Source organism: Mesorhizobium sp. CA14 (genome assembly GCF_020165195.1).
Taxonomy (GTDB): Bacteria; Pseudomonadota; Alphaproteobacteria; order Rhizobiales; family Rhizobiaceae; genus Mesorhizobium.
Window position 1 is genome coordinate 20,418 of sequence record NZ_JAIUHR010000008.1, and the last position, 23,053, is coordinate 43,470.

Here is a 23,053-nt window from a genome sequence, read left to right on the forward strand (position 1 = left end):
CGATTTCAGCTGATGACCAGGCTTGCGATCCGGTCGCCGTCGAGCGTGAAGGCCATGTCGCCTTCGCCATTGAAGCCGTTGCCGGTCACGGCGACGCGGGCATGATAGACGCCGTCGCGCTGCGCGACGCGAATGATGCGAAGATTGGACTGCACGCCGATATTGTCCGACTGGTTCCACCGCGCAACTCCGTCGCGGCCATGGAAATCGCGACCCCAGTCGCTCAAGAAAGCATCGTCTGTGAATGTGGCCAGAAAGGCTTCAGTATCGGCTGCGTTGGTCGCTTCGACAACGCGACGGATCGGATCGGGTGTGGTCATTAGTCTATGTCCTCAAGCTGAAAATCAGGTCAGGCCGGCCTCGCCTGAATATCAACGCAACCTCAGTCCAACCTGTGCATCAGATCGTCATCCAGCCAGCGGCCGAAGAAATACACAAGCTGCTTATGCCACCACGGCCAGTCATGGCTGACGTCGCCGCCCCAATAGTCGACCCAGGCAGGAATCGATTTGTCGCGCAGCACCTGTTCCAGCTCGCGCGTTTCGACCAGCATGCGCTCTTCCCAGGCGCCCTGGCCGCAGCAGAAGATCAGCCTGAGCGTCCTGAGCCGCCCGAGCAGCTTCTGGTCGACGATGCCGGGCAGATAGTCGAGCGGCGAGTTGAAATAGATATTGCCTTCCAGCGCCCGGCCGAAAAAGTCGCGGGCCGAATAGACGCCGGACAGCGAGATCACGCCGCTCGCCAGCTCCGGAAAGCGGAACACGAAATTCGACGAGTGGTAGCCGCCCATCGAGCAGCCGCAGAACAATGGTTTCAAGGCGCGTCCGCCGTTCGACTTGGCGGCAACCGCCTGCAGTTCCGGCAGCGCCTCCTCGCGCACATAGCGGAAATAGGCTTCGTGGCGGGCGACGCGCTGCGCCGGGTCGGCATGTTTGTCGAAGAAGGATTCCGAATCGATACCGTCCAGCGTGAAGAGCTGGATGCGGCCGGTGTCGATGAACTCGGCAAGTGCTGCAACCCCGCCCGAATCCTCGAACTGGTAGAACCGCCCTTGCGAGGTCGGAAACACCACCACCGGACGCCCGGCATGGCCATAGCGCTTGTATTCGATGTCGCGGCCGAGATTGCGGGCATGGCCCTTGTGGTAGGAGACGTCCATCCGGCTCAGGCCTTTTCCGCGTGGATATAGTCGACCGCCTGGCGCAGCGCCTTCGGATCCTTCGAACGCATCTGGTAGGCGTAATTGCCCATGGCGCGGCTGAAGACCTCTTCAATGGCCTGGTGATGGACGATCTTGTCGCCATGGGCGGCTAGCACGTCCGCATGGCTGTGCAAATAGTCGATATGGCGTTTGCGGCTGGCATAGGCGGTGAAATAATTGCCCTTGTAAGGGCCGCCGGCCGCGTCCTTGACCACCATGTCGGCCCAGGCGGCATAGACGTCGATGTCGAAGGTATAGTTGATGGCGCCCGGCGGGCGCATATTGACCTCGAGCGCGATGATGCGCTTGTCCCTGGTCTCGAACAGCTCGATGTGGAAGAAACGCTCGCGCACATCGAAGGCCTTCAGGATCTTGCGGCCCGCCTCCTCGACCTCCGGGCTGATCTCGGGAAAGCAGGTGTAGCTCATGTGGCGGTCGCGGTTGACCGCCTCCATGATGCTCTGATCGTAGCGGTGGCTCGCCGCAAGCACCACCTCGCCGTCGCGGTTGACCAGCCCGTCGAAGGTCACCACCAGCCCCTCGATGAACTGCTCCATGACAAAGGTGACGTCTTCCGGCTTGTCCCTGAAGAACTGGTCGAGCTCCTTGGCGTTGGAGATCTTGAAAGTGTTGGAAGCTCCGGAGCCCGAATCCGGCTTGACCACAACCGGGTAGCCGACACGGCGGATGAAGGTCATGGCGCCGGCGCGGTCGGAGCATTTGCGCTGCGGGATGGTCTCGACGCCGCTCTTGCGGAAGAAGGCGCGCATGCGGCTCTTCCGCTTCAAATTCTTCACGAAGTCGACCTTGGTGCCGAAGATGTTGAAATCGGTGCGGATGTTGGCTTCGAGCTCCAGCCAATGCTCGTTGAGCGACTCGAAGCGGTCGATGCGGCCCCATTTGTGTATGAAGTGCCCCATCGCCCGGAAAACGGCGTCGTAATCTTCCATGTCGGCGACCCGGTAATATTCCGACAGCGCCGCCTTCAGCTTGGCGTTCAAGGTCTCGTAAGGCGCATCGCCGATGCCGAGCACAGTGGCGCCGGCCTTCTTCAGCCGGTCACAGAAATCGGCGCCGTTGGCCGGAAAATGCGGCGAGAAGAACACGAAATTCATGGACGACCTCTCCCCGGAGCTTCGCTCGGTAGCCAAGCCTTCAAGGCAAGTCTGGCGCATTTGCGATCCGTGGGGAAGACGCCAGTGCCGGCGACGAGAGACCAGGCTCGGCGCATTCGCCCCTTCCGTCCCGCTTGCCTCCGGCGGGCCGCTCCTGTAAGAGAGCCGCCATGACCCCGCGCGTCCGCTCCGTCGCCTCCTCTCGCACCGGCTTTGCCGGCGAGACCGCGCGCGCGCTCGCCTCGACCCTGCTTCTTCTCGGCCTTATCGGCGATCGCCGGGTTCGCTGAAGGAGCGCCCGGCGGTCGAAACCGCCGCTTAAGGCGCATGCTCCTTGGCCAGACTTTGGCAAAGTCACATCAAGCGAACGAATTTTTGGTAGAGGCGACGCTCGCCACCCATCCGCCTGAAGCGGGCATGCGGGCCGCCGGGAGAAACGACGATGAACGCACGAGAAGAAATCCGCGCCGGCGAGGCTGAAAGCCGGAAGCGCGCGGCCGGCCACATGCCGGATGCATCACGTAAATACCAAGCCTACCCGACAGTCGGCCTGACCGACCGCACCTGGCCGAACAAGATCATCGACAAGGCGCCGATCTGGTGCTCGGTCGACCTGCGCGACGGCAACCAGGCGCTGATCGACCCGATGGGCCATGAACGCAAGGCGCGCATGTTCGCGCTGCTCCTCGACATGGGCTTCAAGGAGATCGAGATCGGCTTCCCCTCGGCCTCGCAGACGGATTTCGACTTTGCCCGCTGGTGCATCGAGGAAGGCGGCGTGCCCGCCGACGTGTCGCTCCAGGTGCTGGTGCAGTGCCGTCCCGAGCTGATCACGCGGACCTTCGAGGCGCTCAAGGGCGCGCACCGCCCGATCGTGCATTTCTACAATTCGACCAGCGAGTTGCAGCGCCGCGTCGTGTTCGAGAAGAACGTCGCCGGGATCAAGCGCATCGCCACCGACGCCGCCAAGATGATCACCGACATGGCCGCCAAGGCCGGCGGCGGCTACCGCTTCGAATATTCACCCGAAAGCTTCACCGGCACCGAGCTCGAAGTCGCGCTGGAGATCTGCAACGCCGTCACCGAGATCGTGAAGCCGACGGCCGACAACAAGCTGATCATCAATCTGCCGTCGACGGTCGAGATGTCGACGCCCAATGTCTATGCCGACCGCATCGAGTGGATGTGCCGCAATCTAGACGCCAGAGAGAACCTGATCGTCTCGCTGCATCCGCACAACGACCGCGGCACCGGCATCGCCACCACCGAGCTCGGCCTGATGGCCGGCGCCGACCGCGTCGAAGGCACGCTGTTCGGCAATGGCGAACGCACCGGCAATGTCGATATCGTCACGCTGGCGCTCAACATGTTCACCCAAGGCGTCGATCCGGAACTGGACTGCTCCGACATCAACCGGATGAAGGACGTCTACGAATATTCGAACCAGTTGAAGATCCCGGAACGCCATCCTTATGTCGGCGAACTGGTCTACACGGCTTTCTCCGGCTCGCATCAGGATGCCATCAACAAGGGCATGAAAGCTCTGAAGAAGGCCAATACCCCCATCTGGGAAGTGCCCTATCTGCCGATCGATCCGGCCGATGTCGGCCGCACCTACGAGGCAATCATCCGCATCAATTCGCAGTCGGGCAAGGGCGGCATCGCCTATGTGCTGCAGGCGGATTACGGCCTCAATTTGCCGCGCAATCTGCAAATCGAGTTCAGCCAGGCGATCCAGGCGATCACCGATGCGGAAGGCAAGGAAGTGCCGGCCAGGCGCATCCACGAACGTTTCCTCGAAACCTATGTCGACCAGCCCGGCGCGCGGCTGAAATTCCTCGACCATCGCACCTTCCCCGATACCGAGGTGAAGGGCCGGCGTATCGTGGAGGCGGAGATCCTCGACAACGGCAAGGAAGTAACCATCACCGGCTCGGGCACCGGCCCGATCGACGGCTTTGTCGATGCGCTCTCGCGCCATGTCGGTGTCGACATGTCGGTGCTCGACTATTCCGAGCATTCCCTGCAGCGCGGCTCCAACGCCTCGGCGATCTCCTATGTCGAAATGGAGCATCCGGGCGGCAAGCTGTTCGGCGCCGGCATCAACACCAACATCGTCGCCGCTTCGCTGGAGGCCGTTGTTTCGGCCGCCAACCGCATTATTGGCCGCAAAGCCGGCTGATCTGATCCAGTGATGCAGCGTGGCGCATTCCAATTGCGCCACGCTGCATACGCGCACGCGAACCTGCCATTCGTTAACCGCCGGAGGAATTTCCGGTGGCTTACGCGATCGCATAATACAAGCATCCTTGTGCGCCGGCGCGAGCGCTATATTATCGCGCCCTAACCTGTGCCGACTTCGAAAGGTTCGACACTTGGAGCATGCCCCGCCTGCCGCCCCCGCAGTGCGCGAGACATTGGAGCGACTGCTTGCCAGCGAAACGTTCGGACGATCCGAGCGTGCCCGCAGGCTTTTACGCTATCTGGTCGAACGCGAGCAGGCCGGCGAGGCCGACAGGCTGAAAGGCGTTTCGATCGCCATGGACGTCTTTGGCAAGGACGGCGATTTCGATGCCTCCACCGATGCCGTGGTCAGGGTCCAGGCCGGACGTCTGCGCGAACTTCTGGAGCAGTATTTCGCCAATGAAGGCGTCGCCGAGCCAGTGCGCATCGCGATCCCGCGCGGCGGCTATGTCCCTTCCTATGAGCTGAACGCGATCCGGCTGCCTGGCGACGCCAGGTCCGACTCCGGCAACATCGCGCAGCGGCCCGACGCTTTGGCCGAAGCCGCTCCGGCCGCGACCGGGCACCTGGACACCTCCGCGCCGAGCGAACCTGCAGCGCTGATGGCGCCGGCGGCACCTGCGCACTCGCTCACCCGCCAACTGCGCTTCTTCTGGGCTGCCATGGTCCTCGTCATTGTCATGCTCGGCGTGCTTATAGTACGTCAAGGCAATGCCTTCCTTGACGGCGGCGACACGGTTGAAACGGCAGGCACGGCGAGCATCGCTGCCCAGCCGACATTCGACGCCCTGCCGCTGATCTACATTGCGGTGAAAGCCGATGGAGCGGAAGCGGCTCGCGTCGCATCGTCGCTGCGCGCCGGGCTTGCCGGTTTCGACACCATCGATTTTATCGGGCGCGATGCGGATTCGACCCGCGATCGGTCCGCCGATCCGATCAGTTTCGTTTTCGAAATTGTTCCGGGGCCCGCTGCCGGCGACGTCACGGTGGAATTGCAGAGCGTCGCGACCGGGCGGGTCCTCCTGTCGCGCAACCTGACATCGGCCGAAAGCGCCCCTGGCGCGGTTGAAAGCAACATCGCCAGCCTTCTCACCTCGACCGTTCCCGCTTCGGGCGCGATCTACAGCTACATTGACCAGAGCGACATTCGGACCAGCCAGATCGGGTGTCTGGTGCTTGACGACCGCTATTATCTCGACATGAGCGCCCAGACGCACGAAATTGCATATCGCTGCCTGGAGAAGCTGGTCAGCGACGGCACCAAATCGTCACTTGTTTACGCGGAGCTGGCCGCGCTTCATGTGGAAGCCGTCACCGCGCACTATGCCTATCCACCGCAAGCGACGCTCGAAAAGGCCATGTCGCTTGCCCATCGCGCCGTCCAGATGGGGCCGATGAGCCCGCACGCGCATCGCGCCTTCGGCTACCTCAACTCGCGCCTCGGCAACGCGGACGAAGCGATCCGCTTGATGCGCAAGGCTTACGAACTCAACCCGTATGATCTCGGCATGGCCGCCGCCTATGGCTACGGGCTGATCTTCGCCGGCAAATATGATGAGGGAACGCCGATCCTGGGCCACGCGGTCGAAACCTTCAGCGGCCATCCGACCTGGTGGGATTATGGCCTGTTCATCGGAGCCTTCATGCAGGGCGATATGAAGAAGGCCGCGATCGCCAGCGAGTCACTGCGCACGACGTCATCCAAGTCGCATTATCTGGCCGCGCGCCTGATCGGCGCGAGGATTTCCGGGCGCGAGAAGCTGGCGGGCGAGCTTGCCAACGAACTCACCGCCGAATTCCCGAACTTTGTCGCCAACCCGCGCGCGACATTCGTCGACCGCAAATACCCCGCCGATCTCACCGACCGGCTGGTCCAGTCCTTGCGCGCCGCCGGGATCGGCAACCCGAGCTAATCCAGCTCTTGGTGAGCATTTGGGCCACATGATCGCTGGAGCGCGGAAGTATGATGCTGTGATCCGCCAAATATTCAGTCATGCTTGCGCGCCGGGCGCTGACGGGACGCCGCAGTCGCGAAAATTTTACTGGCCATCGGTCTGGTTCGGGAGCAATTCAGCCACAATTTGAAGTAGCTGCCTGTCTTGGTTACCGCTCCATTTTTCATGCTTCCATTCCCTTATGCCGTCGAATGTGGCGCTGGTCCGAGGACGATCGTCCTTCTGCACGGCTTCGGAGCCTGTGGTGAGATCTGGCGTGACGTCGCGACCCCGCTGGCGGCGCAGGCGAGAGTCTTGGCCTATGATCTGCCGGGCCACGGACATTCCCTGGAATGCGAAGGCATGGGCGGCGCCAAGCCGGCCGCGCGAGCCATTCTCGCCGATCTGGCCGGGCGCCGGTTGGGCAAGGTCCATCTCGTTGGTCATTCCATGGGCGGCGCGATCGCGACATTGATGGCACTTGCCGATCCCGACAGGGTTGCATCGCTCACTCTGTTGGCGCCCGGCGGCTTCGGCCCGGAAATCAACGCAGACTTGCTGCGCCGCTATGCTGCCGCGGCCGGCAGGAGAGAAGTCCGCGCCAGCCTTGCCGCCATGTCGGGTCCGCGCAGCGTGCCGCCCGACCATGTGGTGGATGCACTATGCCGGATGCGCAAGCGGCCGGGCCAGTTGCAGACCCTGATCGATATGGCGGCGGCGATGACCACGGATGACCGGCAAGGGGTCATCCCACGCGCCCAGTTGGATACCCTCGACATGCCGGTGATGGTCGTTTGGGGAGCGGAGGATCCGCTGCTGCCCGTCGAGCAGGCCGAGGCGCTCCCGTCGCATTTCCATCTGCACCATGTCCTTGACGCAGGTCATATGCTGATCGAGGAAGCCCCGGACCTGGTTGCCGAAATCGTGCGTCGCAACACGCGACGGCGGCGCAGACGGTTGCGTCCACCGCTGGGCGCCGCGGCGAGTTGATTGCTGAGTACCTTGCCGGGATCGGCTCTCCCGGCCAACCTCGACGCATCCGTAACGCGCTTTATGCGGACCGGGGCGGCCGCGCCGCTCATCGTCGGCAGTGCATTTTTCCGGCGACTGTGTTAATTCGCTGTTAACCAACAGCGAGACAGCCGCCATGAAGGATGCAGGCGACAAAATCACCCCGATGGAGCCGTCGCGAAAGCTCTCGGATGCCATACGCGACGTCAAAAACGCCTTCGCCGACCGCGATGACGTGGTCGTCGACATGCGCGAGGCGCATCGCATGCGGCTCGACCTGCTGGCAACCGAGCTTGCCCCGGTCTTTGCCGATGTCCCGGCCGACATGGACAGCTTCGACTTCGCCGTCTCGTCTGGCCTGCAGCCCCGGTTATGGATCGATGCGGTGAGCCACGTCGCCATGGGGCGCGACCGCCGCACCTACCGCTTCCTCAAGGATACGCGCGTCGGCCGTGTGGTGCTGGCCGAGACGACCGAGATGAAAGCCGTCGCCGATGCGGTGACGCGCTACGTGGCGGAACGTGTCGTCGAGCGGCAGCACATGATGGAGGGCGGCGTGGAGAGTGCTGTTCCCGGCCTGCATCGTCCCGTGGTCCGGGAGGCGGAGCCGCCCATTCAATCCGAAAGCCGCCTCAGTGGCTGGACGACCTTCTTCGCCGGCCTCGGCCTGATAGCCGCCGGTGCCCTTGTCGGCCTGGCGGTTTCGCTGGCCATGTTCTGGGATCGCATCGTGCACATGAAGATCAGCTTCTGACGAGTTCGCGGTCCTTCACGCCCGGCACGTCGAGATCCGTCGTTTGCAGATCCGAAGGCGGCAGTGCCGGCCCGGTCAGGCCGCGCCGCGTCAAGCGTACGCGCCAAGCACCTTTTTCGCCGTCGATCTCGAACAGATTGTACTGAGCGGCCGGATGCTTGCCGCCCGGCGCCTGGCCCGCGGCGGCAACCCCGACCACGGGCACTTTGGCGCCGCGTGCGCCGATGGTGAACAAGGACGGCAGATGCGAATGGCCGTGCAGGACGAGCTCCGCGCCATGCCTGCGAACGACCTTGTGAAAACGAGCGATGCCGAACAGCCGCTTATGTTGCTGGACGGCGCCGCGCACCGGAGGGTGGTGGATCATGATGGCGCGGAACAGCCCTTGTTTCGCCGCATCGTCGAGAATCCTGCCGAGCCGCTCGGCCTGCCCCTCCATGAAGAAGCCATTGGCCATGAAGGGCGCGGTGGCGCGCGCCGTGGTGACGCCGATCAGCGCGACATTGCCGCGCACGCGCAGATACGGAAAGGAATTGCGGTCGACCGGACTGTTGACGCCGTCGCCCGTCATCCAGGGAGCCCACGACCGGCAGACCTTGTCGAAGGCGCCCGGCACATAGGCGTCGTGATTGCCGGGGACCACGGAAACATCATGCGGCGATCCAAGCGTCTCCAGCCAGTGCTTGGCCATCTCGATCTCGCCGTCGAGCGCCAGGTTGACGAGGTCGCCGGTGACGGCGAGATGGTCCGGCGCGCCGGCCTTGATGTCGGCGACGATGGTGTCGATCACCGCGTCATGCATATGGCGGCGTCGGTTGCGCTGCCAGTTGACATAGCCCAGCACGCGCTTGGAGGCGAGGTCGCGATAGGTTACATCGGGCAGCGGTCCCAGATGAGCATCGGAAATATGCGCGAGCCTGAACATGGCCCATTCTTAAGCGACGCCGGCGAGGCTTTCCACTCACCCTTTGCTGTTCGCCCAAGCAGGTTCCGCAAAAGTGCCTCACGGTTTTGCGGCCAGAACCTGCGAAAAACAAGGAAAGCCAAGCAGATATCCGTGGGGCAACCCATGGACATATGCTTGGGGACCGTCGGATGATTCGCCGAGCCGATCCGGAAGAGGCATTCCGCCAGACCGGCTGGCCGGGGTTGCGGGCAAGGCTATTCCATTTTTACTTCCTGCTGCGCCGCCCGATGACGCTCGGCGTCCGCGGGCTGGTTTATGACCGCGCCTCCAACTCCGTCTTCCTGATCCGCCATACCTATGTTCCAGGCTGGCAGCTCCCCGGCGGCGGCGTCGAGGTCGGCGAGACGCTTGAGGAAGCGCTGGTGCGCGAGCTGGCCGAGGAAGGCAACATCGCTCTGACCGCTCCGCCGGTGTTGAAGTCGATGCATTTCAACCGCCGCCCCAGCAAGCGCGACCATGTCGGCCTTTATCTGATCGAAGCCTTCCGCCAGACGGCGCCGAAACTGCCGGACCACGAGATCGCCGAAACGGGTTTCTTCCCGATCGACCGGTTGCCGGAAGGCGCGACCCCGGCGACACTTCGACGGATCGCGGAGATTTTTGAGAGCCAGCCTGTATCAGAGTTTTGGTAGGCTTGCTTTCTTGTTTGCAAAAACTTTATGCTCTACTTCAGTAAACGTGGGGATTGGGGCAAGCAGTGAGCAACAGCGATGAGACTTCCATAAGCGTCTGGCCTTATGTTGGATACTATGCTTTAACGATGGTGGCGTTGACGATCGCACTTGGTATATTGGTCGTCGCTGTCCCAGCGTTTTCAGAGGTAATCGGCAAGGCCGCCGGATTTGCGATAAGTTTCGGATCGGCCAATTTCGCGCTCCATAAGTTCATAAGAAGAAACGGCCGATTGTTCATTCGCAGGGAATATTGGACGATAGTTCTGCTCTCAACCCTGGCAGCCTTTTTGATTTCGGCGCCGCTGGGTTGGTTGGCCATCCTAGGAGAAGCGAAACAGCATGACCTGAGCGGCGTTCCCTCGGCCGTGTGGGTTGGAAGCGTTCTGTTCGCTTTCCTGTTGACGTTTGGCTTGAATGCCGCCTGGTATTCAAGCCGATTTGGCAAAACTCTGCTGAAAGTCGAACTTGCCAGGCGAGCCCGCAGCGATACCGAGGCTTTCCGTTAGATCGGGTCACGCCGCCTTCCTGAACCTGTTCCGGTCATGCGGCGCGGCATAATCGAGTTCCGGCCCTGCCGGAATGATCCCCGTCGGGTTGATCGATCCGTGGCTGCCGTAATAATGCGCCTTGATGTGATGCAGGTTGACTGTGCCAGAGACGCCGGGCACCTGATAGAGATCGCGCAGGTAGTTCGACAGGTTCGGATAATCGGCGATGCGGCGCAAATTGCATTTGAAGTGGCCGACATAGACGGGATCGAAACGCACCAGCGTCGTGAACAGCCGCCAGTCCGCCTCGGTGATGTGTTCGCCGGCCAGATAGCGCTGCTTCGAAAGCCGCTCTTCGATCGCATCGAGCGCCGCGAACAATTCGCCGAACGCTTCCTCATAGGCTTTCTGCGTCGTGGCGAATCCGGCGCGATAGACGCCGTTGTTGATCGCCGGATAGACCAGCGCATTGATCTTGTCGATCTCCGCGCGCCCCGCTGCCGGGTAGAAGTCGAGACGCGCATCGCCCCATTCGTCGAAGGCGGAATTGAGCATGCGGATGATCTCGGAAGACTCGTTGTTGACGATCGTCTTTTGTCGCTTGTCCCACAGAACCGGCACCGTCACACGGCCTGAATAGGCCGGATCGGCCTTGGCATAGATCTGGTGCAGGAAATCGAGGCCGTAGAGCGTGTCCCCGGTGGCGCCGTCCTCGGCTTTGAAGGTCCAGCCGTTTTCGCCCATGAAATGGTGCACAACGGAAACGGAGATGATGCCTTCCAGCTTCTTCAGAGCGCGGAAGATCAGCGTGCGGTGTGCCCACGGACAGGCGAGCGACACATAGAGATGATAGCGGCCGGGTTCCGCCTTGAAGCCGCGCTTTCGCCCTTCTGCCGGCCTGCCGTCGCGCGTGATCCAGTCGCGCCATTGCGACTCCGTCCGCACGAACCGCCCACCGCTGTCGGTGTTGGGCGCGCTATCCCGCCATTTGCCTTCGATCAGCAATCCCATCGAAAATCTCCCTGTGCTCACACATATCTAGATCAATAACCGGGCTGGCGAAGCCTTCGGGCACTGAACAGTTCGTCAAACGACGAACCAGTTCGTTAAATGACGAACCCTTTCGTCAACTGGGCAAAGAAAGGCAAAGGCACCGATTGCAGCGACACAAAATTGGTGCTAGCGGAGGCGCCCATGTTCGACTTTGCCTCGATCCGGTTCGACCGACGACGAAAGGGCGCCCGCGCTTAAGAAGCGCTAACTGGCGAACGCTGCCGCTTGCAGCAAACCTTCCTCGCATACCGGAACGCAAAGACCATGAACCTTGCCGACGTGAAATACCTGCCGGAAACCCCGGCGCATGATGCCGAAATCGAAGCCATCAACGACGAGGCCTTCGGCCCCGGTCGTTTCGTGCTTGCCGCCTACAAGATCCGTGAGGCCGGCGGGCACGACCGCTCGATGTCCTTTGTCGCCGTCAAGGACGATACGGTGATCGCTTCGGTGCGCATGACGCGCGTGGCCGCGGGCGCCGGTCGCGCCATGATGCTCGGCCCGCTTGCGGTGCGCCCCGTCTTCAAGAATCTCGGCATCGGCCGCAAGCTGGTCGCGATCGCGCTAGAGGCGGCCAGGAAGGCCGGTGCGCCTGCCGTCATTCTGGTTGGTGACGAACCATATTATGGACCGCTTGGGTTCAAGCGCTTTCCGCGCGGACAGATCACCATGCCGCGCCCGGTCGATCTCGACCGGCTACTATATCACGAGATCAAGCCAGGCGCGGTCGCCCGCTTTGCCGGCGATGTCTGTCACGCCAACACGGCAAGGGTCGCGGAATTTGCCCCGGCCGTGTCGCGTTCGACCGCGAGTGTGCAGCCGTCGATCGACCCGCCTATTGCGGTTGCGCCTCCTTTGCGCGCTTCGTAGCATAATCGGGAATTCTGGGAGGCCTTCATGAACCCGAACGGCCAAATCGCGATCGTCACCGGCGGCGGGTCGGGCCTTGGCGAGGCGACGGCGCGCGCCTTGGCGGCCAGAGGCGCCCGCGTCGCCATCCTCGACGTGGGCATCGAGCGCGCGGCGAAAGTTGCAGCCGAGATCGGCGGCGTTGCCGTCCAATGCGATGTCGGCAGCGGCGACAGCGCGACAGCCGCGATCGCCGAAGTGGCTGAAAAGCTTGGGCAGCCGCGCATCCTGGTCAATTGCGCCGGCATTGCCATCGGCGTGAAGACGATCGGCAAGGACGGACCGCATCCGCTCGACCAGTATCGCAAGGTGATCGAGATCAACCTGATCGGCACCTTCAACATGATCCGCCTTGTCGCCGACCGGGCGGCGAAGCTCGAACCGCTCGCCGGCGGCGAGCGCGGCGTCATCGTCAACACCGCCTCCGTCGCCGCCTATGACGGCCAGATCGGCCAGGCCGCCTACGCGGCGTCCAAGGGCGGCGTCGTCGGCATGACGCTGCCTGTGGCGCGCGACCTGGCGCGGTCCGGCATCCGCGTCTGCACCATCGCGCCCGGCATCTTCAAGACACCGATGATGGCCGGCATGCCGCAGGAAGTGCAGGATTCGCTCGGCGCCTCCGTCCCCTTCCCGCCCCGGCTCGGCGAGCCGTCGGAATATGCGGCGCTTGCCCTCCACATCGTCGACAACCAGATGCTGAACGGCGAGACCATCCGCCTCGACGGCGCCATCCGCATGGCGCCGAAATAAGCGGGATGGCTGGCTCGCCGACAAGCGCCGGTGCCTCTGCCGAAAAGACCGGCCCGCTCGCCGGCCTGAAAGTGATCGAGATGGCCGGGCTTGGTCCGGTGCCGTTTGCCGCCCTGATGCTGTCCGAGATGGGCGCCTGGGTGCTTCGCATCGAACGCGCCGATGCCAGCCAGCCGCTTCTGAGCCTGCCGGAAGAATACGATCTCGACCGCCACGGCCGTTCCATCCTCAAGCTCGACCTGAAGCGTCTGGCGGGCGCGGAACTGCTGCTGCGCCTTGCGGCAAAGGCCGACATCCTCGTCGAAGGCTTCCGCCCCGGCGTGATGGAACGGCTCGGCCTCGGGCCGGATGTCGTTCTCCAGCGCAATCCCGCGCTGATCTATGGCCGCCTGACCGGTTTCGGCCAGAACGGACCGCTGTCCGGGCAAGCCGGGCATGACATCAACTATCTCGCCTATGCAGGCCTCTTGCATGCGGTCGGCAGGCAGGACACGCCGCCGGTGCCGCCGCTCAACCTCGTCGCCGATCAAGGCGGCGGCGCCATGATGCTGATCGCAGGTGTGCTCGCCGCCCTTTTCCAGCGTTCCCTGACCGGCAAGGGTCAGGTGATCGATGCCTCGATGATCGAGGGAGCCTCGATGCTCGCCGCGCCGATCCACGCCTACATGGCGGCGGGTCTCTGGAGCGACCGGCGCGGCGAGAACCTGCTCGATTCCGGTGCGCCGTTCTGCGATACTTATGAGACGGCTGACGCAAGGCACATTGCCGTCGGTTGCCTCGAGCCGCGCTTCTTCGCCGAATTCGCGAGGCTGCTGCCGCTCGACAGTCATTTTGTCCGCAGCCAGTACGACAAATCGTCGTGGCCCGCGATGCGCGCCGCCATTGCCGGCCGGGTCAGGGAAAGAACGCGCGACGACTGGGCCGCGCTTTTCGCCGCGACCGATGCCTGCGTGGCGCCCGTGCTGTCCCTGGTCGAAGCCAGGAACCATCCGCACAATCGCGCCAGGCAAAGCTTCGTGACGTCGGGTGGACTCGAGCGTCCGGCTCCCGCGCCGCGTTTCTCGCAAAAGCCGCAGACGCTTGCCGCGGCGCCGGCGGCCGCCGATCGCCAGCTCGAGGGCATATTGACCCGTTTCGGCTTGAGCGAAGAGGAAGTCGGAGCCCTTGCAAAGGCGGATGTAATCGGCCGATAACCGGAGAACAGAAATCAACTTATCTCGGGTGAGCTTGTGACCGAACCGAAGAAGGATGTCATCCGCGAGACCGACGCCGAGGCGATCAGGCTGGCGAAAACCCTGATCCGCTCGGCGCGGTTCGGCGCGCTCGCGGCGATCGAGCCTGGCACCGGCGCGCCGTTGGCGAGCAGGGTTGGCATCGCCACCGACATCGATGGCGCGCCGCTGATCCTGATCTCGATGCTCTCCGCGCACACCGGGGCATTGCTCGCCGATCCGCGCTGTTCGCTGCTGCTCGGCGAGCCCGGCAAGGGCGATCCGCTGGCGCATCCGCGCATCAGCCTGGCGTGCCGTGCCCTGCGGCTGGAGCGGGGATCGGCCGGTCAGATCCGAGCCGAAAGGCGCTACCTCAACCGCAATCCGAAAGCGAAGCTCTATGCCGGGCTCGGCGACTTCTCCTTCTTCCGGCTCGAGCCGGAGAGCGCCAGCCTGAACGGCGGCTTCGGCAAGGCCTTTCTTCTCGACCGCGATGATTTCATCAACGACGCCGCACTTGTCGAGGAGTTCGCCGGCAGCGAGCAGGCGGCACTCGATCACATGAATGCCGACCATCGCGACGCGCTTGCCCTTTATGCCCGCCATTTCGGTCGTGCCGAAGGTGACGGCTGGATCGCCACCGGCTTCGATCCCGACGGCATGGATCTCGCCGCTCCGGATGCGACCTGCCGGATCTTCTTTCCCCAGCCTTTGCAGACCGCGCGCGAATTGCGTTCCGTGCTGGTCGAGATGGCCAAGGCGGGACGCGCGGCGGAGCAAGAGCGATAGTTGATCGCAAGCCGGCGAAAGCAACGCTTGAGATTTAAACGAAATGATCTACCTTTGTTATGGCGCTGATTCAGAAGCGCCCGTCGACATCTGAACATTGTGGAATCAGGCGCCATTGCCCCCTGGCGCCAGGATGAGCCAGGACCCTTGGGGGATCTATGATCTCAAATAAGCTTATCGCCAATGCGGAATCGGCAGCCGCGTTTCTCACTCTCATGGGCAACGAAAAGCGCCTCCTGATCGTGGCCTATCTGATGGATGGCGAAATGTCGGTCGGCGCCATCGCCGAGAAGGTGCAGCTCAGCCAGTCCGCTCTGTCGCAGCATCTCGCCAAGCTGAGGGCACTCGATCTCGTCGAGACCCGGCGCGACCGCCAGATGATCTACTATTCCTGCAAGTCCGAAGCGGTGCGCGAATTGCTGCGCATGCTGGAAAGCATTTTCGGCGAAGGCGATCTTTCCCAGATGGCCTACCGGTTGCGCCGCGCCGGGGCTTGACCCGCGGTTCCAGTCGCTCATACCTCGCCGACCACTCTTCGGCGAGGCATGCATGAACCTCATCCCTATCGACGATCCCCAGGACCTGCGCGTCGCCGCTTATCTTGACATCCGCGAGCGCGATCTCGTCGGCCGGCAGGGCCGTTTCGTCGCCGAAGGCAAGGTGGTGCTCGACCTCCTGTTGTCGACGGGACGCTTCGCCGCCGAGTCTGCCCTCATCCTCCAAAACAGATTGGCTGGCGTCCAGGGGATCTTGCGCAAGGCGCCGCCGGATTTTCCGGTCTATTTCGCCGCCGGTGACGTCATGGACCGGATCGCCGGCTTCCACATGCACCGCGGCATCCTGGCGATCGGCATGCGAGGCGCGCCGGCGCCCGCCGAAATTCTGGTGGAAACCTTGCCCCGGCGGGCGTTGGCCGTCGTCCTGGTCGGCATATCTAATCACGACAATATGGGGGCGATCTTCCGCAATGCAGCGGCTTTCGGCGCGGACGCGGTGCTGCTCGACCGGACCTGCTGCGATCCGCTCTACCGCAAGGCAATCCGTGTTTCGGTCGGCGCGGCGCTGAAGGTTCCCTTCGCCTTCTTCGGCGATACCGCGACCCTCACCGCGACGCTCGATCGGCTTGGCTTCAGCCAGTTCGCGCTATCGCCGGGCGGCACCACCGACATCCGGGCCGCGCAACATTCGGCCAGGCTGGCGCTCTATCTCGGCACCGAAGGCGAAGGCCTGCCGCAAGACCTGCTTGCCAGGCTGCACACGCTTCGGATCGGTATGGCGGAAGGTTTCGACAGCCTCAACGTCGCGGCAGCCTCGGCGATCGCCCTGCATCATTTTTCCGACCGTTAGCAGTCCGCAGAAACGACCCGGGGCCCTGCAATCGTCTTCATCAGCTGGACGAGCCGGCCTTCTGCAAAGCCCTCACGCGGTCGGCAAGGCTGACGCCGCGGCCAGTTTGCTGCTCCTCGCCCGCCAGTGCCTTGGCGATGGGCGAATCCGGCCCATCGAGCTTCATCGTCAGATTGACGACCTCGGCCGCCAGTTCGTTCATCTGTTCGCGAAGGCCGGCGCCGGAACGTGCATCGCCCGCCGATTCCGGCATTGCCGTCCCCGAGGCGGCAAGATCGATTTTCAGCCGCTTGTTTTCACGCGCCAGCGCCGTCAGCCTTGTCTCCAGCCGTTCCCGGTCGCCCTCGAGCTTGGCGATTGCCTTGTCGACATCGTCACTTTTCGCATCCGAGCCGGCAGCCAGCCGCGCGACGCCGTTTGCCGCAGCCGTCTCCTTCGAACGTTCGCGCATTCGAGCGAGGTCCTTCTCGCGCCGGTCGAGCTTTTCCTCGCGGTCGGCAAGCGTGGCGAGCAGCCGCTCCACCTTCTTCTCGAGCTCGGCCGTTTTCTTCTTCTCGACTTTCAACGCTTCGCGCGCAGCCTTGCTTTCCGACGCGATTTCCTGGTTGCGCCGATCCGCCTCCTTGCGCTGGCCTTTGAGCAACGCGATGTCGCTGGCGAGCTTTTCCAGTTCGGATTCGCGCGCGACCAGCTCGATCTGGCGGTTGGAGGACGAGAAACTGGCGTCGTCATACATCTGCTCGAGCTTTTGCAGCTCCAGCGTGCGCTTCTCCAAAGCCCGCTCCGCCTGTGCGAGCTTTTCCGACAGGCGGTGCAGATCCTCCTCGCGCTGCCTGAGCTCCGCATTTTTGGCCTGCAGATCGGAGAGCGCCTGGATCTTGTCCTTCTGTTCGACCGCGAGCCCCTTCAAGGCCTCGCGCCCGCGACCAATCTCGACCAGTTGCTCGGCCACCTTCTCCTGCAGATTCTTGACGATTATCTCCAGTCGGCGCGTCGTCATGGCATATTCCGCGCGGACCCGGTCCTTGTCCGCCTGGATCTCGGCTTGTGTCAGCGGCAATGAAGCCTCGATGCGCCTGCGCGTCAGGACAACGGCCCGCCGCCAGACCGCCGGCGCGACCAGCGTCACGAGAAAAACGGCGCAAAGGAAACCGAGTACGAAGAACAGGACCGACTGGACCAAGGCGTGCTATCCACTTTACGGAGCGGCAATCGCAGGATTGTGCCATCTTGGCATGGCGGAAATTCAACGCCGCGGCAAGAGCTTGCCGCGGCGCGATCAGCACAGTCCGAGCGGTTGTCGCGAGCGCAATCCGATCAGAACGGGTTCCAGGTCGGCCTTTCGGTGAGCTTCAGATAGCCGAGATTGACCCCGAGACGAGCTCCGACGCCGGTGCGGATCGGCACGAGCAGCACCCGGTTGCTCTGCAGCACGTTGAAGCCGACGCCGGCGATGACATAGGCGGAGCCGGCAACGCCGCCGAAGCGGTTATAGAGGCTGCTGATGTCGTCGAGGTTGTAGACGAGCATCATCACCCGGGAGCCCTCGCCGCCGAAATCCCAGCCGAGCGAAGGACCTTGCCAGAACACCTTATGGTCGCCGGCGTTCTTGGTGTAGAGCGTCCCCTCGCCATAGGTCAGGCCACCGATCAGGGCGCCGGATCCTTCCTCGCCGAGCAGGTAGCCATTGGGCAGGCCGTAGGAGGCAAAGATCTTCTCGACGACGGTGGCCAGGCCGCCGGACGTCTCGCCGAAGAATTTATGACCGGAATCGACGATTTCCTGAGCGGTGTACTGCTGAGCCCGCGACGCTGAGGTCGAAAGGACCAAAGCCGCAAGGAGTGTGATGGTCATGGTGAGGACGCGGACGAACGTCCGGTCGTAGTATCGGGAAAACATGCTTCCAATCTCCGTCAGGGAGCACTTTCGCCGACGCCTCGCACCCCTGCGGCTCTTGCCGGCCGTTCAGGGTGGCTATCCCACGCAAATTATGCCGTAATCCTTTTTCAACCATTAAGCTCCCACACGAAGATGGCGGTTCGAAGGCTGCGCTTGCGCCTCGGCGGCGTGTTTCCCCCGCGAATACACCATTTTCGCCCTCGACAATTTTGGATTTGTTGATGCGCGCTCGGGCCCTGTGTATTCAGAAAGCCTTGGAAAAGAGCGTGATTCGTGTGGGCAGGCGCGAAACGGTCGCTCGGCCATGAACAAGTGACTTAAGCAGGGATTTCGCCGATGGCCGAGCTTTTCACCCTTTCCGCGCCTGATCTCGCGGCGCTGCTTTGCAGCCGCGTCTGCCACGACATCATTTCGCCGGTGGGCGCAATCAACAACGGCCTCGAACTGCTCGACGAGGGCGGCGCCGACGAAGACGCCATGAAGCTCATTCGCCAGAGCGCCAAAAACGCCTCGGCGCGGCTGCAGTTCGCCCGCATTGCCTTCGGCGCCGCGGGCTCCGCCGGCATGATGATCGACACCGGCGATGCCGAGGCCGTGGCCATTGCTTTCTTGAAGAACGAAAAGCCGGAACTGGTTTGGAACGGGCCCCGGGCACTCCTGCCCAAGAACAAGGTCAAGCTGCTGCTCAACCTCATTCTCGTCGCCAACGCGGCCATACCGCGCGGCGGCAAACTGGTGATCACGCTGGAGAGTCTCGAAACCGAGCCGCGTTTTTCGCTATCGGCCAGCGGCCCGATGCTGCGCGTGCCGCCGAAATTCCTCGAACTGCATTCCGGCCACAAGCCGGAGGAGCCGATCGACGCCCATTCGGTCCAGCCTTACTACACGCTGCTTCTGGCGCGTGAGGCCAATATGACGATCTCGATCCACGCGACAGCCGACGAGATCGTGCTGACGGCTGCATAAGAAAAGCCGAAATATCCTTTACCGCTGATATTTGTGCTGGCAGTGCAGGTCGAGCAATGCCAGCCGCAGTCCGTGTAACGGTGCCGCGAGCCAAACCGCGCGATATGCCTGTTTGGAAAAACTTTACCTAACGGCTTTTCGGCTTCTTTACCGGATTGGGCTATGGTGCTTTCCGGTTACCCGGAGGTTGCCGGTTCTGCAGATGGCAAAGAGGACCCGGACATGAAGCGCTGCCTGTTCGTCGATGATTCGAGCGTCATCAGGAAGGTCGCAAAACGCATTCTTGGCGGCTCGGATCTGATTGTCATCGAGGCGTCGACCGGGGTCGAGGCTGCCGAAATCTGCGCAGGCGACATGCCGGACGTGATTGTCATCGACGGTGGTCTTGCCGACATCCAGGCGGTCGACCTCATTCGCCGCATCCGCGCCATCGAAGCTCCCGTCAAGCCGCAGATCCTGGTCTCGCTGGTCGAGGTCGACGTCGCGGCGATCATGCGCGCCAAGCGCGCTGGCGCTCAAGGCTATCTGCTGAAGCCCTTCAACCGCGCGCAACTGCTCGAAAGCTTCCGTTTCCTCAAAATCGCCGCCTGATTCGCGGCAACCGATTCGAACAAAAAACCCGGCCGGAGCCGGGTTTTTCGTTCGAATTACCTGGACCGCCTACGCGCTGACGCGGATATCTTCCGGCTCGCGCAGCACATAGCCGCGGCCCCACACCGTCTCGATATAGTTCTGGCCGCCGGACGCCGCGTCGAGCTTCTTGCGCAGCTTGCAGATGAAGACGTCGATGATCTTCAGCTCCGGCTCGTCCATGCCGCCATAGAGATGGTTGAGGAACATTTCCTTGGTGAGCGTCGTGCCCTTGCGCAGGGAGAGCAGCTCCAGCATCTGATACTCCTTGCCGGTCAGGTGCACGCGCTGGCCGCCGACCTCGACCGTCTTGGCGTCGAGATTGACCACAAGGTCGCCGGTGGTGATGACCGACTGGGCATGGCCCTTGGAGCGGCGCACGATCGCATGGATGCGCGCCACCAGTTCGTCCTTATGGAAGGGCTTGGTCATATAATCGTCGGCGCCGAAGCCAAGGCCGCGCACCTTGTCCTCGATGCCGGCCATGCCGGAGAGGATCAGGATCGGCGTCTTGACCTTGGAAAGGCGCAGCGTGCGCAGGACTTCATAGCCCGACATGTCGGGGAGATTGAGGTCCAGAAGGATGATGTCGTAATCGTAGAGCTTGCCGAGATCGACACCCTCTTCGCCGAGATCGGTCGTATAGACGTTGAAGCTCTCCGATTTCAGCATCAATTCGATGCTCTGTGCGGTTGCACTGTCATCTTCAATCAGCAGAACACGCATTTCATTCCCCTTTTCTGCTGCCGGACCATCTCACGACCCGTCCGGGACCCGGAGCAGTGATTGCCTGAACAGAAGGTGACACCGAGTGGTTAACAAATCCTAATTTCGTGTCGTCCACGATACCAGATTTTTTAACCCCTTTCTACACCCACTTGAATTTAATAACGAATCACAGACCAAAACCGCTAATGCACCACATTAATAAGTAAGCCTAAGTGACTCCAGAGACTCGCTGGCCCGGGCTTCCCGCCGCAGCCGGAATTTTTACCCGGCCTTAAGTCCTCGCCCGTATGATTAACAATGCCCGTAAACGAATGGTTACCGCCGGCAAAAATCTTTAGGGCTTTGTTTCCCATAGCCCAGGGAAAGCCGGGGGAAACGGGCGGCGCTTGGATCGTTCCGGGCGGACTGGGCGGTATGCAGGTGTGCGTTTGCGGAGTATCGAGTCATGAAGTCACGTGAAAACCTCGTTCGACTGAAGCAGTTTCAGGTGAATGAGAAGCGGCGGCAGCTCTTGCAGCTGGACATGATGATCGCCGAGTTCGAGCGCATGGCCGTCGAGCTGGAAGCGCAGATCATCGCCGAAGAGAAAAAAGCCGGCATCACCGACATCAACCATTTCGCCTATCCGACCTTCGCTAAGGCGGCCCGCCTGCGCCGCGACAACCTCAGAAACTCACAAAGCGACCTCGCTCAGCAGCGAAGCACCGCCGAATCATTACTCGGCGAAGCTGAAGCGGAGCTGTCCAAGGCGGAGATGCTGGAATCGCGGGATACCAAGATCCGCGAGGCCGAAACAGGCGGCCGCAGCGCCATGATCGGCTGATCGCCGGGCATATTCGCACTCCTGCCGGTAGACCTTCCGGCATCTTCAGAACCGGCAATCGACGGAAACCGGTCTCGCCGTCTTCACGGCATAGCAGCCTTCTCGCTGTGATCGGCCGATGCCCGGGCTCGGGCATCCTTGATTTCGGATGCATGCCCTTCCGCCCAGGAGCGGATCTGGCTGAGCAGGCCCGCGAGGTTCTGGCCAAGCTCCGTCAGCTCATACTCCACGCGCGGCGGAATGACCGCAAACACCTCGCGCCGCACAAGGCCGTCACGCTCCAGCACGCGCAGCGTCTGGGTCAGCATTTTGGGCGTGATGCCCTCCAGCTTGCGCGCCAGCTCGCCATTGCGCAGCCGGCCCCGCCGCAGCGCACAGACGGTGAGATACACCCATTTGCTTGCCAGCATTTCGAGCACGGTATGCGACGGGCAGGTGCGCCGGAACGCGTCGTAGCCACAGGGGGATATGTCCTCGCTATCCATAAGGTGCCTATATATACAAAAAGTACATACTCGACAATCGAATATTACTATCCAAATGATAGTGGCACATTCACTCGAACAGGAGGCGTTCATGCGTGCCGTTATTCAGACTTCCGTCGGCGGACCCGAGGTCCTTTTCGCCGCCGAGCAGCCCGACCCCGCGCCAAAGCCCGGTGAAGTGCTCGTCCGCGTCAAGGCGGCCGGCATCAACCCGGTCGATGGCGCCGTGCGCGGCGGTTTCGTTCCGCTGCTCGGCGAACCGCCTTTCATCCTTGGCTGGGATATTTCGGGGACCGTCGCGGCGCTCGGCCCCGGCGTGACCGCCTTCAAGCTCGGCGACGAGGTGTTCGGCATGCCGCGCTTCCCCAAACAGGCGGGCGCCTATGCTGAGCTTGCCGCGGCGCCGGCGAACGAGATCGCCGCGAAACCAGCAGCCATCGACCATACGCATGCCGCGGCCTTGCCGCTGGCCGGTCTGACGGCCTGGCAAGGCCTCGTCCGCCATGGCGGCCTGCAAGCGGGGCAACGCGTGCTGGTTCATGCCGGAGCCGGTGGCGTCGGCCATCTGGCGGTGCAGATCGCCAAGGCGCGCGGCGCCTGGGTGGCCTCGACCGCCAGTCCGGACAAAACCGACTATGTCCGTTCGCTCGGCGCCGACGAGGTGATCGATTATACCAGCGACGATTTCACCGGGAAGGTCGGCAATGTCGATCTGGTGCTGGATCCGATCGGCGGCGACCATGCCGACAAGTCGCTGGAAGTGCTGCGTGATGGCGGCGTTCTGGTGTCGTTGCTCGACGTTCACGACGCTACGAGGGCGAAGGCCAGCGCGCGCGGTGTTCGCGTCGAGCGCATGTCTGTAGTGCCTGATCGCGAGGGCCTTGTCGAACTCGCCAGGTTGGTCGATGCTAAAAAGCTGATGCCGCATGTGGCCAAAGCTTTCCCGCTCGACCAGGCGGCCGCCGCTCATGCCTTCCTTGCGACCCGACCCATCGGCAAGGTCGTGCTGACTGTTTGAATGGAAGGTGCTTCAAACGCGAAGGGCGCGGAGTCCCGCGCCCTTCGCTCGTTTTC

Annotated in this window: 25 protein-coding genes; 16 read left to right on the plus strand and 9 right to left on the minus strand. The window is 62.6% G+C overall.

Annotated elements, in window-relative coordinates:
• Window positions 1-5: 5 nt before the first annotated feature.
• The 3 genes from LB565_RS11430 to LB565_RS11440 all read right to left on the minus strand — a co-directional run bounded on the left by LB565_RS11430 (window position 6) and on the right by LB565_RS11440 (window position 2,316).
• Window positions 6-320, minus strand: coding sequence for a nuclear transport factor 2 family protein (locus LB565_RS11430; protein WP_224583918.1), 315 nt, complete (start codon window positions 318-320; stop codon window positions 6-8).
• Between the two features lie 62 nt (window positions 321-382).
• On the minus strand, window positions 383-1,159 hold the full coding sequence (locus tag LB565_RS11435; protein ID WP_224583920.1) for an esterase family protein: 777 nt from the start codon (window positions 1,157-1,159) through the stop codon (window positions 383-385).
• Between the two features lie 5 nt (window positions 1,160-1,164).
• Window positions 1,165-2,316 carry an ATP-grasp domain-containing protein gene (locus tag LB565_RS11440; protein WP_224583921.1) on the minus strand — a complete coding sequence of 384 codons (1,152 nt, stop codon included), beginning with the start codon at window positions 2,314-2,316 and terminating at the stop codon, window positions 1,165-1,167.
• A gap of 505 nt (window positions 2,317-2,821) precedes the next feature.
• Here LB565_RS11440 and leuA point away from each other — a divergent pair.
• From leuA to LB565_RS11460, 4 genes are all read left to right on the plus strand, one after another.
• The gene (leuA, locus tag LB565_RS11445) at window positions 2,822-4,498 is read left to right on the plus strand and encodes a 2-isopropylmalate synthase (RefSeq protein ID WP_411970640.1); all 1,677 of its coding nucleotides are present in this window, start codon (window positions 2,822-2,824) and stop codon (window positions 4,496-4,498) included.
• Between the two features lie 193 nt (window positions 4,499-4,691).
• Complete coding sequence (locus LB565_RS11450) at window positions 4,692-6,473, plus strand: tetratricopeptide repeat protein (RefSeq protein ID WP_224583923.1); 1,782 nt, start codon at window positions 4,692-4,694, stop codon at window positions 6,471-6,473.
• 207 nt (window positions 6,474-6,680) lie between these two features.
• Window positions 6,681-7,484: an alpha/beta fold hydrolase gene (locus LB565_RS11455; RefSeq protein WP_224583924.1), complete on the plus strand. Its 804-nt coding sequence runs from the start codon at window positions 6,681-6,683 to the stop codon at window positions 7,482-7,484.
• Between the two features lie 157 nt (window positions 7,485-7,641).
• Window positions 7,642-8,259 carry a hypothetical protein gene (locus tag LB565_RS11460; RefSeq protein ID WP_224583929.1) on the plus strand — a complete coding sequence of 206 codons (618 nt, stop codon included), beginning with the start codon at window positions 7,642-7,644 and terminating at the stop codon, window positions 8,257-8,259.
• On the opposite strand, the gene LB565_RS11465 is transcribed toward LB565_RS11460, so the two are convergent.
• Window positions 8,249-9,184 (minus strand): metallophosphoesterase family protein, encoded by a 936-nt coding sequence (locus tag LB565_RS11465; RefSeq protein WP_224583931.1) that lies wholly within the window; start codon window positions 9,182-9,184, stop codon window positions 8,249-8,251. The genes LB565_RS11460 and LB565_RS11465 overlap by 11 nt on opposite strands.
• Window positions 9,185-9,354: 170 nt before the next feature.
• Here LB565_RS11465 and LB565_RS11470 point away from each other — a divergent pair, with 170 nt between their 5' ends.
• Complete coding sequence (locus LB565_RS11470) at window positions 9,355-9,858, plus strand: NUDIX domain-containing protein (protein WP_224583933.1); 504 nt, start codon at window positions 9,355-9,357, stop codon at window positions 9,856-9,858.
• 65 nt (window positions 9,859-9,923) lie between these two features.
• The gene (locus LB565_RS11475; RefSeq protein ID WP_224583935.1) at window positions 9,924-10,406 is read left to right on the plus strand and encodes an ABZJ_00895 family protein; all 483 of its coding nucleotides are present in this window, start codon (window positions 9,924-9,926) and stop codon (window positions 10,404-10,406) included.
• A 6-nt stretch (window positions 10,407-10,412) separates the two neighbouring features.
• Here LB565_RS11475 and LB565_RS11480 read toward each other — a convergent pair whose 3' ends face one another.
• Window positions 10,413-11,399 carry a glutathione S-transferase family protein gene (locus tag LB565_RS11480; RefSeq protein ID WP_224583937.1) on the minus strand — a complete coding sequence of 329 codons (987 nt, stop codon included), beginning with the start codon at window positions 11,397-11,399 and terminating at the stop codon, window positions 10,413-10,415.
• Window positions 11,400-11,705: 306 nt separating this feature from the next.
• Between LB565_RS11480 and LB565_RS11485 the strand changes: the two genes are divergently transcribed.
• The 6 genes from LB565_RS11485 to LB565_RS11510 all read left to right on the plus strand — a co-directional run bounded on the left by LB565_RS11485 (window position 11,706) and on the right by LB565_RS11510 (window position 16,447).
• Window positions 11,706-12,311: a GNAT family N-acetyltransferase gene (locus tag LB565_RS11485; RefSeq protein ID WP_224583939.1), complete on the plus strand. Its 606-nt coding sequence runs from the start codon at window positions 11,706-11,708 to the stop codon at window positions 12,309-12,311.
• Between the two features lie 27 nt (window positions 12,312-12,338).
• Entirely contained in the window at window positions 12,339-13,100 is a 762-nt protein-coding gene (locus LB565_RS11490; RefSeq protein WP_224583941.1) for a 3-hydroxyacyl-CoA dehydrogenase, read from the plus strand.
• Between the two features lie 5 nt (window positions 13,101-13,105).
• Window positions 13,106-14,293 (plus strand): CaiB/BaiF CoA transferase family protein, encoded by a 1,188-nt coding sequence (locus LB565_RS11495; RefSeq protein ID WP_224583943.1) that lies wholly within the window; start codon window positions 13,106-13,108, stop codon window positions 14,291-14,293.
• Window positions 14,294-14,329: 36 nt separating this feature from the next.
• Entirely contained in the window at window positions 14,330-15,100 is a 771-nt protein-coding gene (locus LB565_RS11500; RefSeq protein ID WP_224583945.1) for a HugZ family protein, read from the plus strand.
• 158 nt (window positions 15,101-15,258) lie between these two features.
• Window positions 15,259-15,597, plus strand: coding sequence for an ArsR/SmtB family transcription factor (locus LB565_RS11505; protein ID WP_224583947.1), 339 nt, complete (start codon window positions 15,259-15,261; stop codon window positions 15,595-15,597).
• A gap of 52 nt (window positions 15,598-15,649) precedes the next feature.
• The gene (locus LB565_RS11510; protein WP_224583949.1) at window positions 15,650-16,447 is read left to right on the plus strand and encodes a TrmH family RNA methyltransferase; all 798 of its coding nucleotides are present in this window, start codon (window positions 15,650-15,652) and stop codon (window positions 16,445-16,447) included.
• 40 nt (window positions 16,448-16,487) lie between these two features.
• Here the strand turns inward: LB565_RS11510 and LB565_RS11515 are convergent, their stop codons facing one another.
• Window positions 16,488-17,630 carry a hypothetical protein gene (locus LB565_RS11515; protein ID WP_224583951.1) on the minus strand — a complete coding sequence of 381 codons (1,143 nt, stop codon included), beginning with the start codon at window positions 17,628-17,630 and terminating at the stop codon, window positions 16,488-16,490.
• 134 nt (window positions 17,631-17,764) lie between these two features.
• Window positions 17,765-18,301, minus strand: coding sequence for a DUF1134 domain-containing protein (locus LB565_RS11520; protein ID WP_224514585.1), 537 nt, complete (start codon window positions 18,299-18,301; stop codon window positions 17,765-17,767).
• Between the two features lie 381 nt (window positions 18,302-18,682).
• Here LB565_RS11520 and chpT point away from each other — a divergent pair, with 381 nt between their 5' ends.
• Window positions 18,683-19,312: a histidine phosphotransferase ChpT gene (gene chpT, locus LB565_RS11525; RefSeq protein WP_224583952.1), complete on the plus strand. Its 630-nt coding sequence runs from the start codon at window positions 18,683-18,685 to the stop codon at window positions 19,310-19,312.
• A gap of 222 nt (window positions 19,313-19,534) precedes the next feature.
• Entirely contained in the window at window positions 19,535-19,903 is a 369-nt protein-coding gene (locus LB565_RS11530) for a response regulator (RefSeq protein ID WP_224583954.1), read from the plus strand.
• Window positions 19,904-19,972: 69 nt separating this feature from the next.
• On the opposite strand, the gene ctrA is transcribed toward LB565_RS11530, so the two are convergent.
• Complete coding sequence (gene ctrA, locus LB565_RS11535; RefSeq protein ID WP_006203583.1) at window positions 19,973-20,668, minus strand: response regulator transcription factor CtrA; 696 nt, start codon at window positions 20,666-20,668, stop codon at window positions 19,973-19,975.
• A 448-nt stretch (window positions 20,669-21,116) separates the two neighbouring features.
• On the opposite strand from ctrA, the gene LB565_RS11540 reads away from it, so the two are divergent.
• Entirely contained in the window at window positions 21,117-21,494 is a 378-nt protein-coding gene (locus LB565_RS11540) for a flagellar export protein FliJ (RefSeq protein ID WP_040989842.1), read from the plus strand.
• Between the two features lie 83 nt (window positions 21,495-21,577).
• Here the strand turns inward: LB565_RS11540 and LB565_RS11545 are convergent, their stop codons facing one another.
• Window positions 21,578-21,979, minus strand: coding sequence for a winged helix-turn-helix transcriptional regulator (locus tag LB565_RS11545; protein WP_224583956.1), 402 nt, complete (start codon window positions 21,977-21,979; stop codon window positions 21,578-21,580).
• Window positions 21,980-22,070: 91 nt separating this feature from the next.
• On the opposite strand from LB565_RS11545, the gene LB565_RS11550 reads away from it, so the two are divergent.
• The gene (locus LB565_RS11550; protein ID WP_224583958.1) at window positions 22,071-22,997 is read left to right on the plus strand and encodes an NADP-dependent oxidoreductase; all 927 of its coding nucleotides are present in this window, start codon (window positions 22,071-22,073) and stop codon (window positions 22,995-22,997) included.
• The last annotated feature ends 56 nt before the right edge of the window (window positions 22,998-23,053 follow it).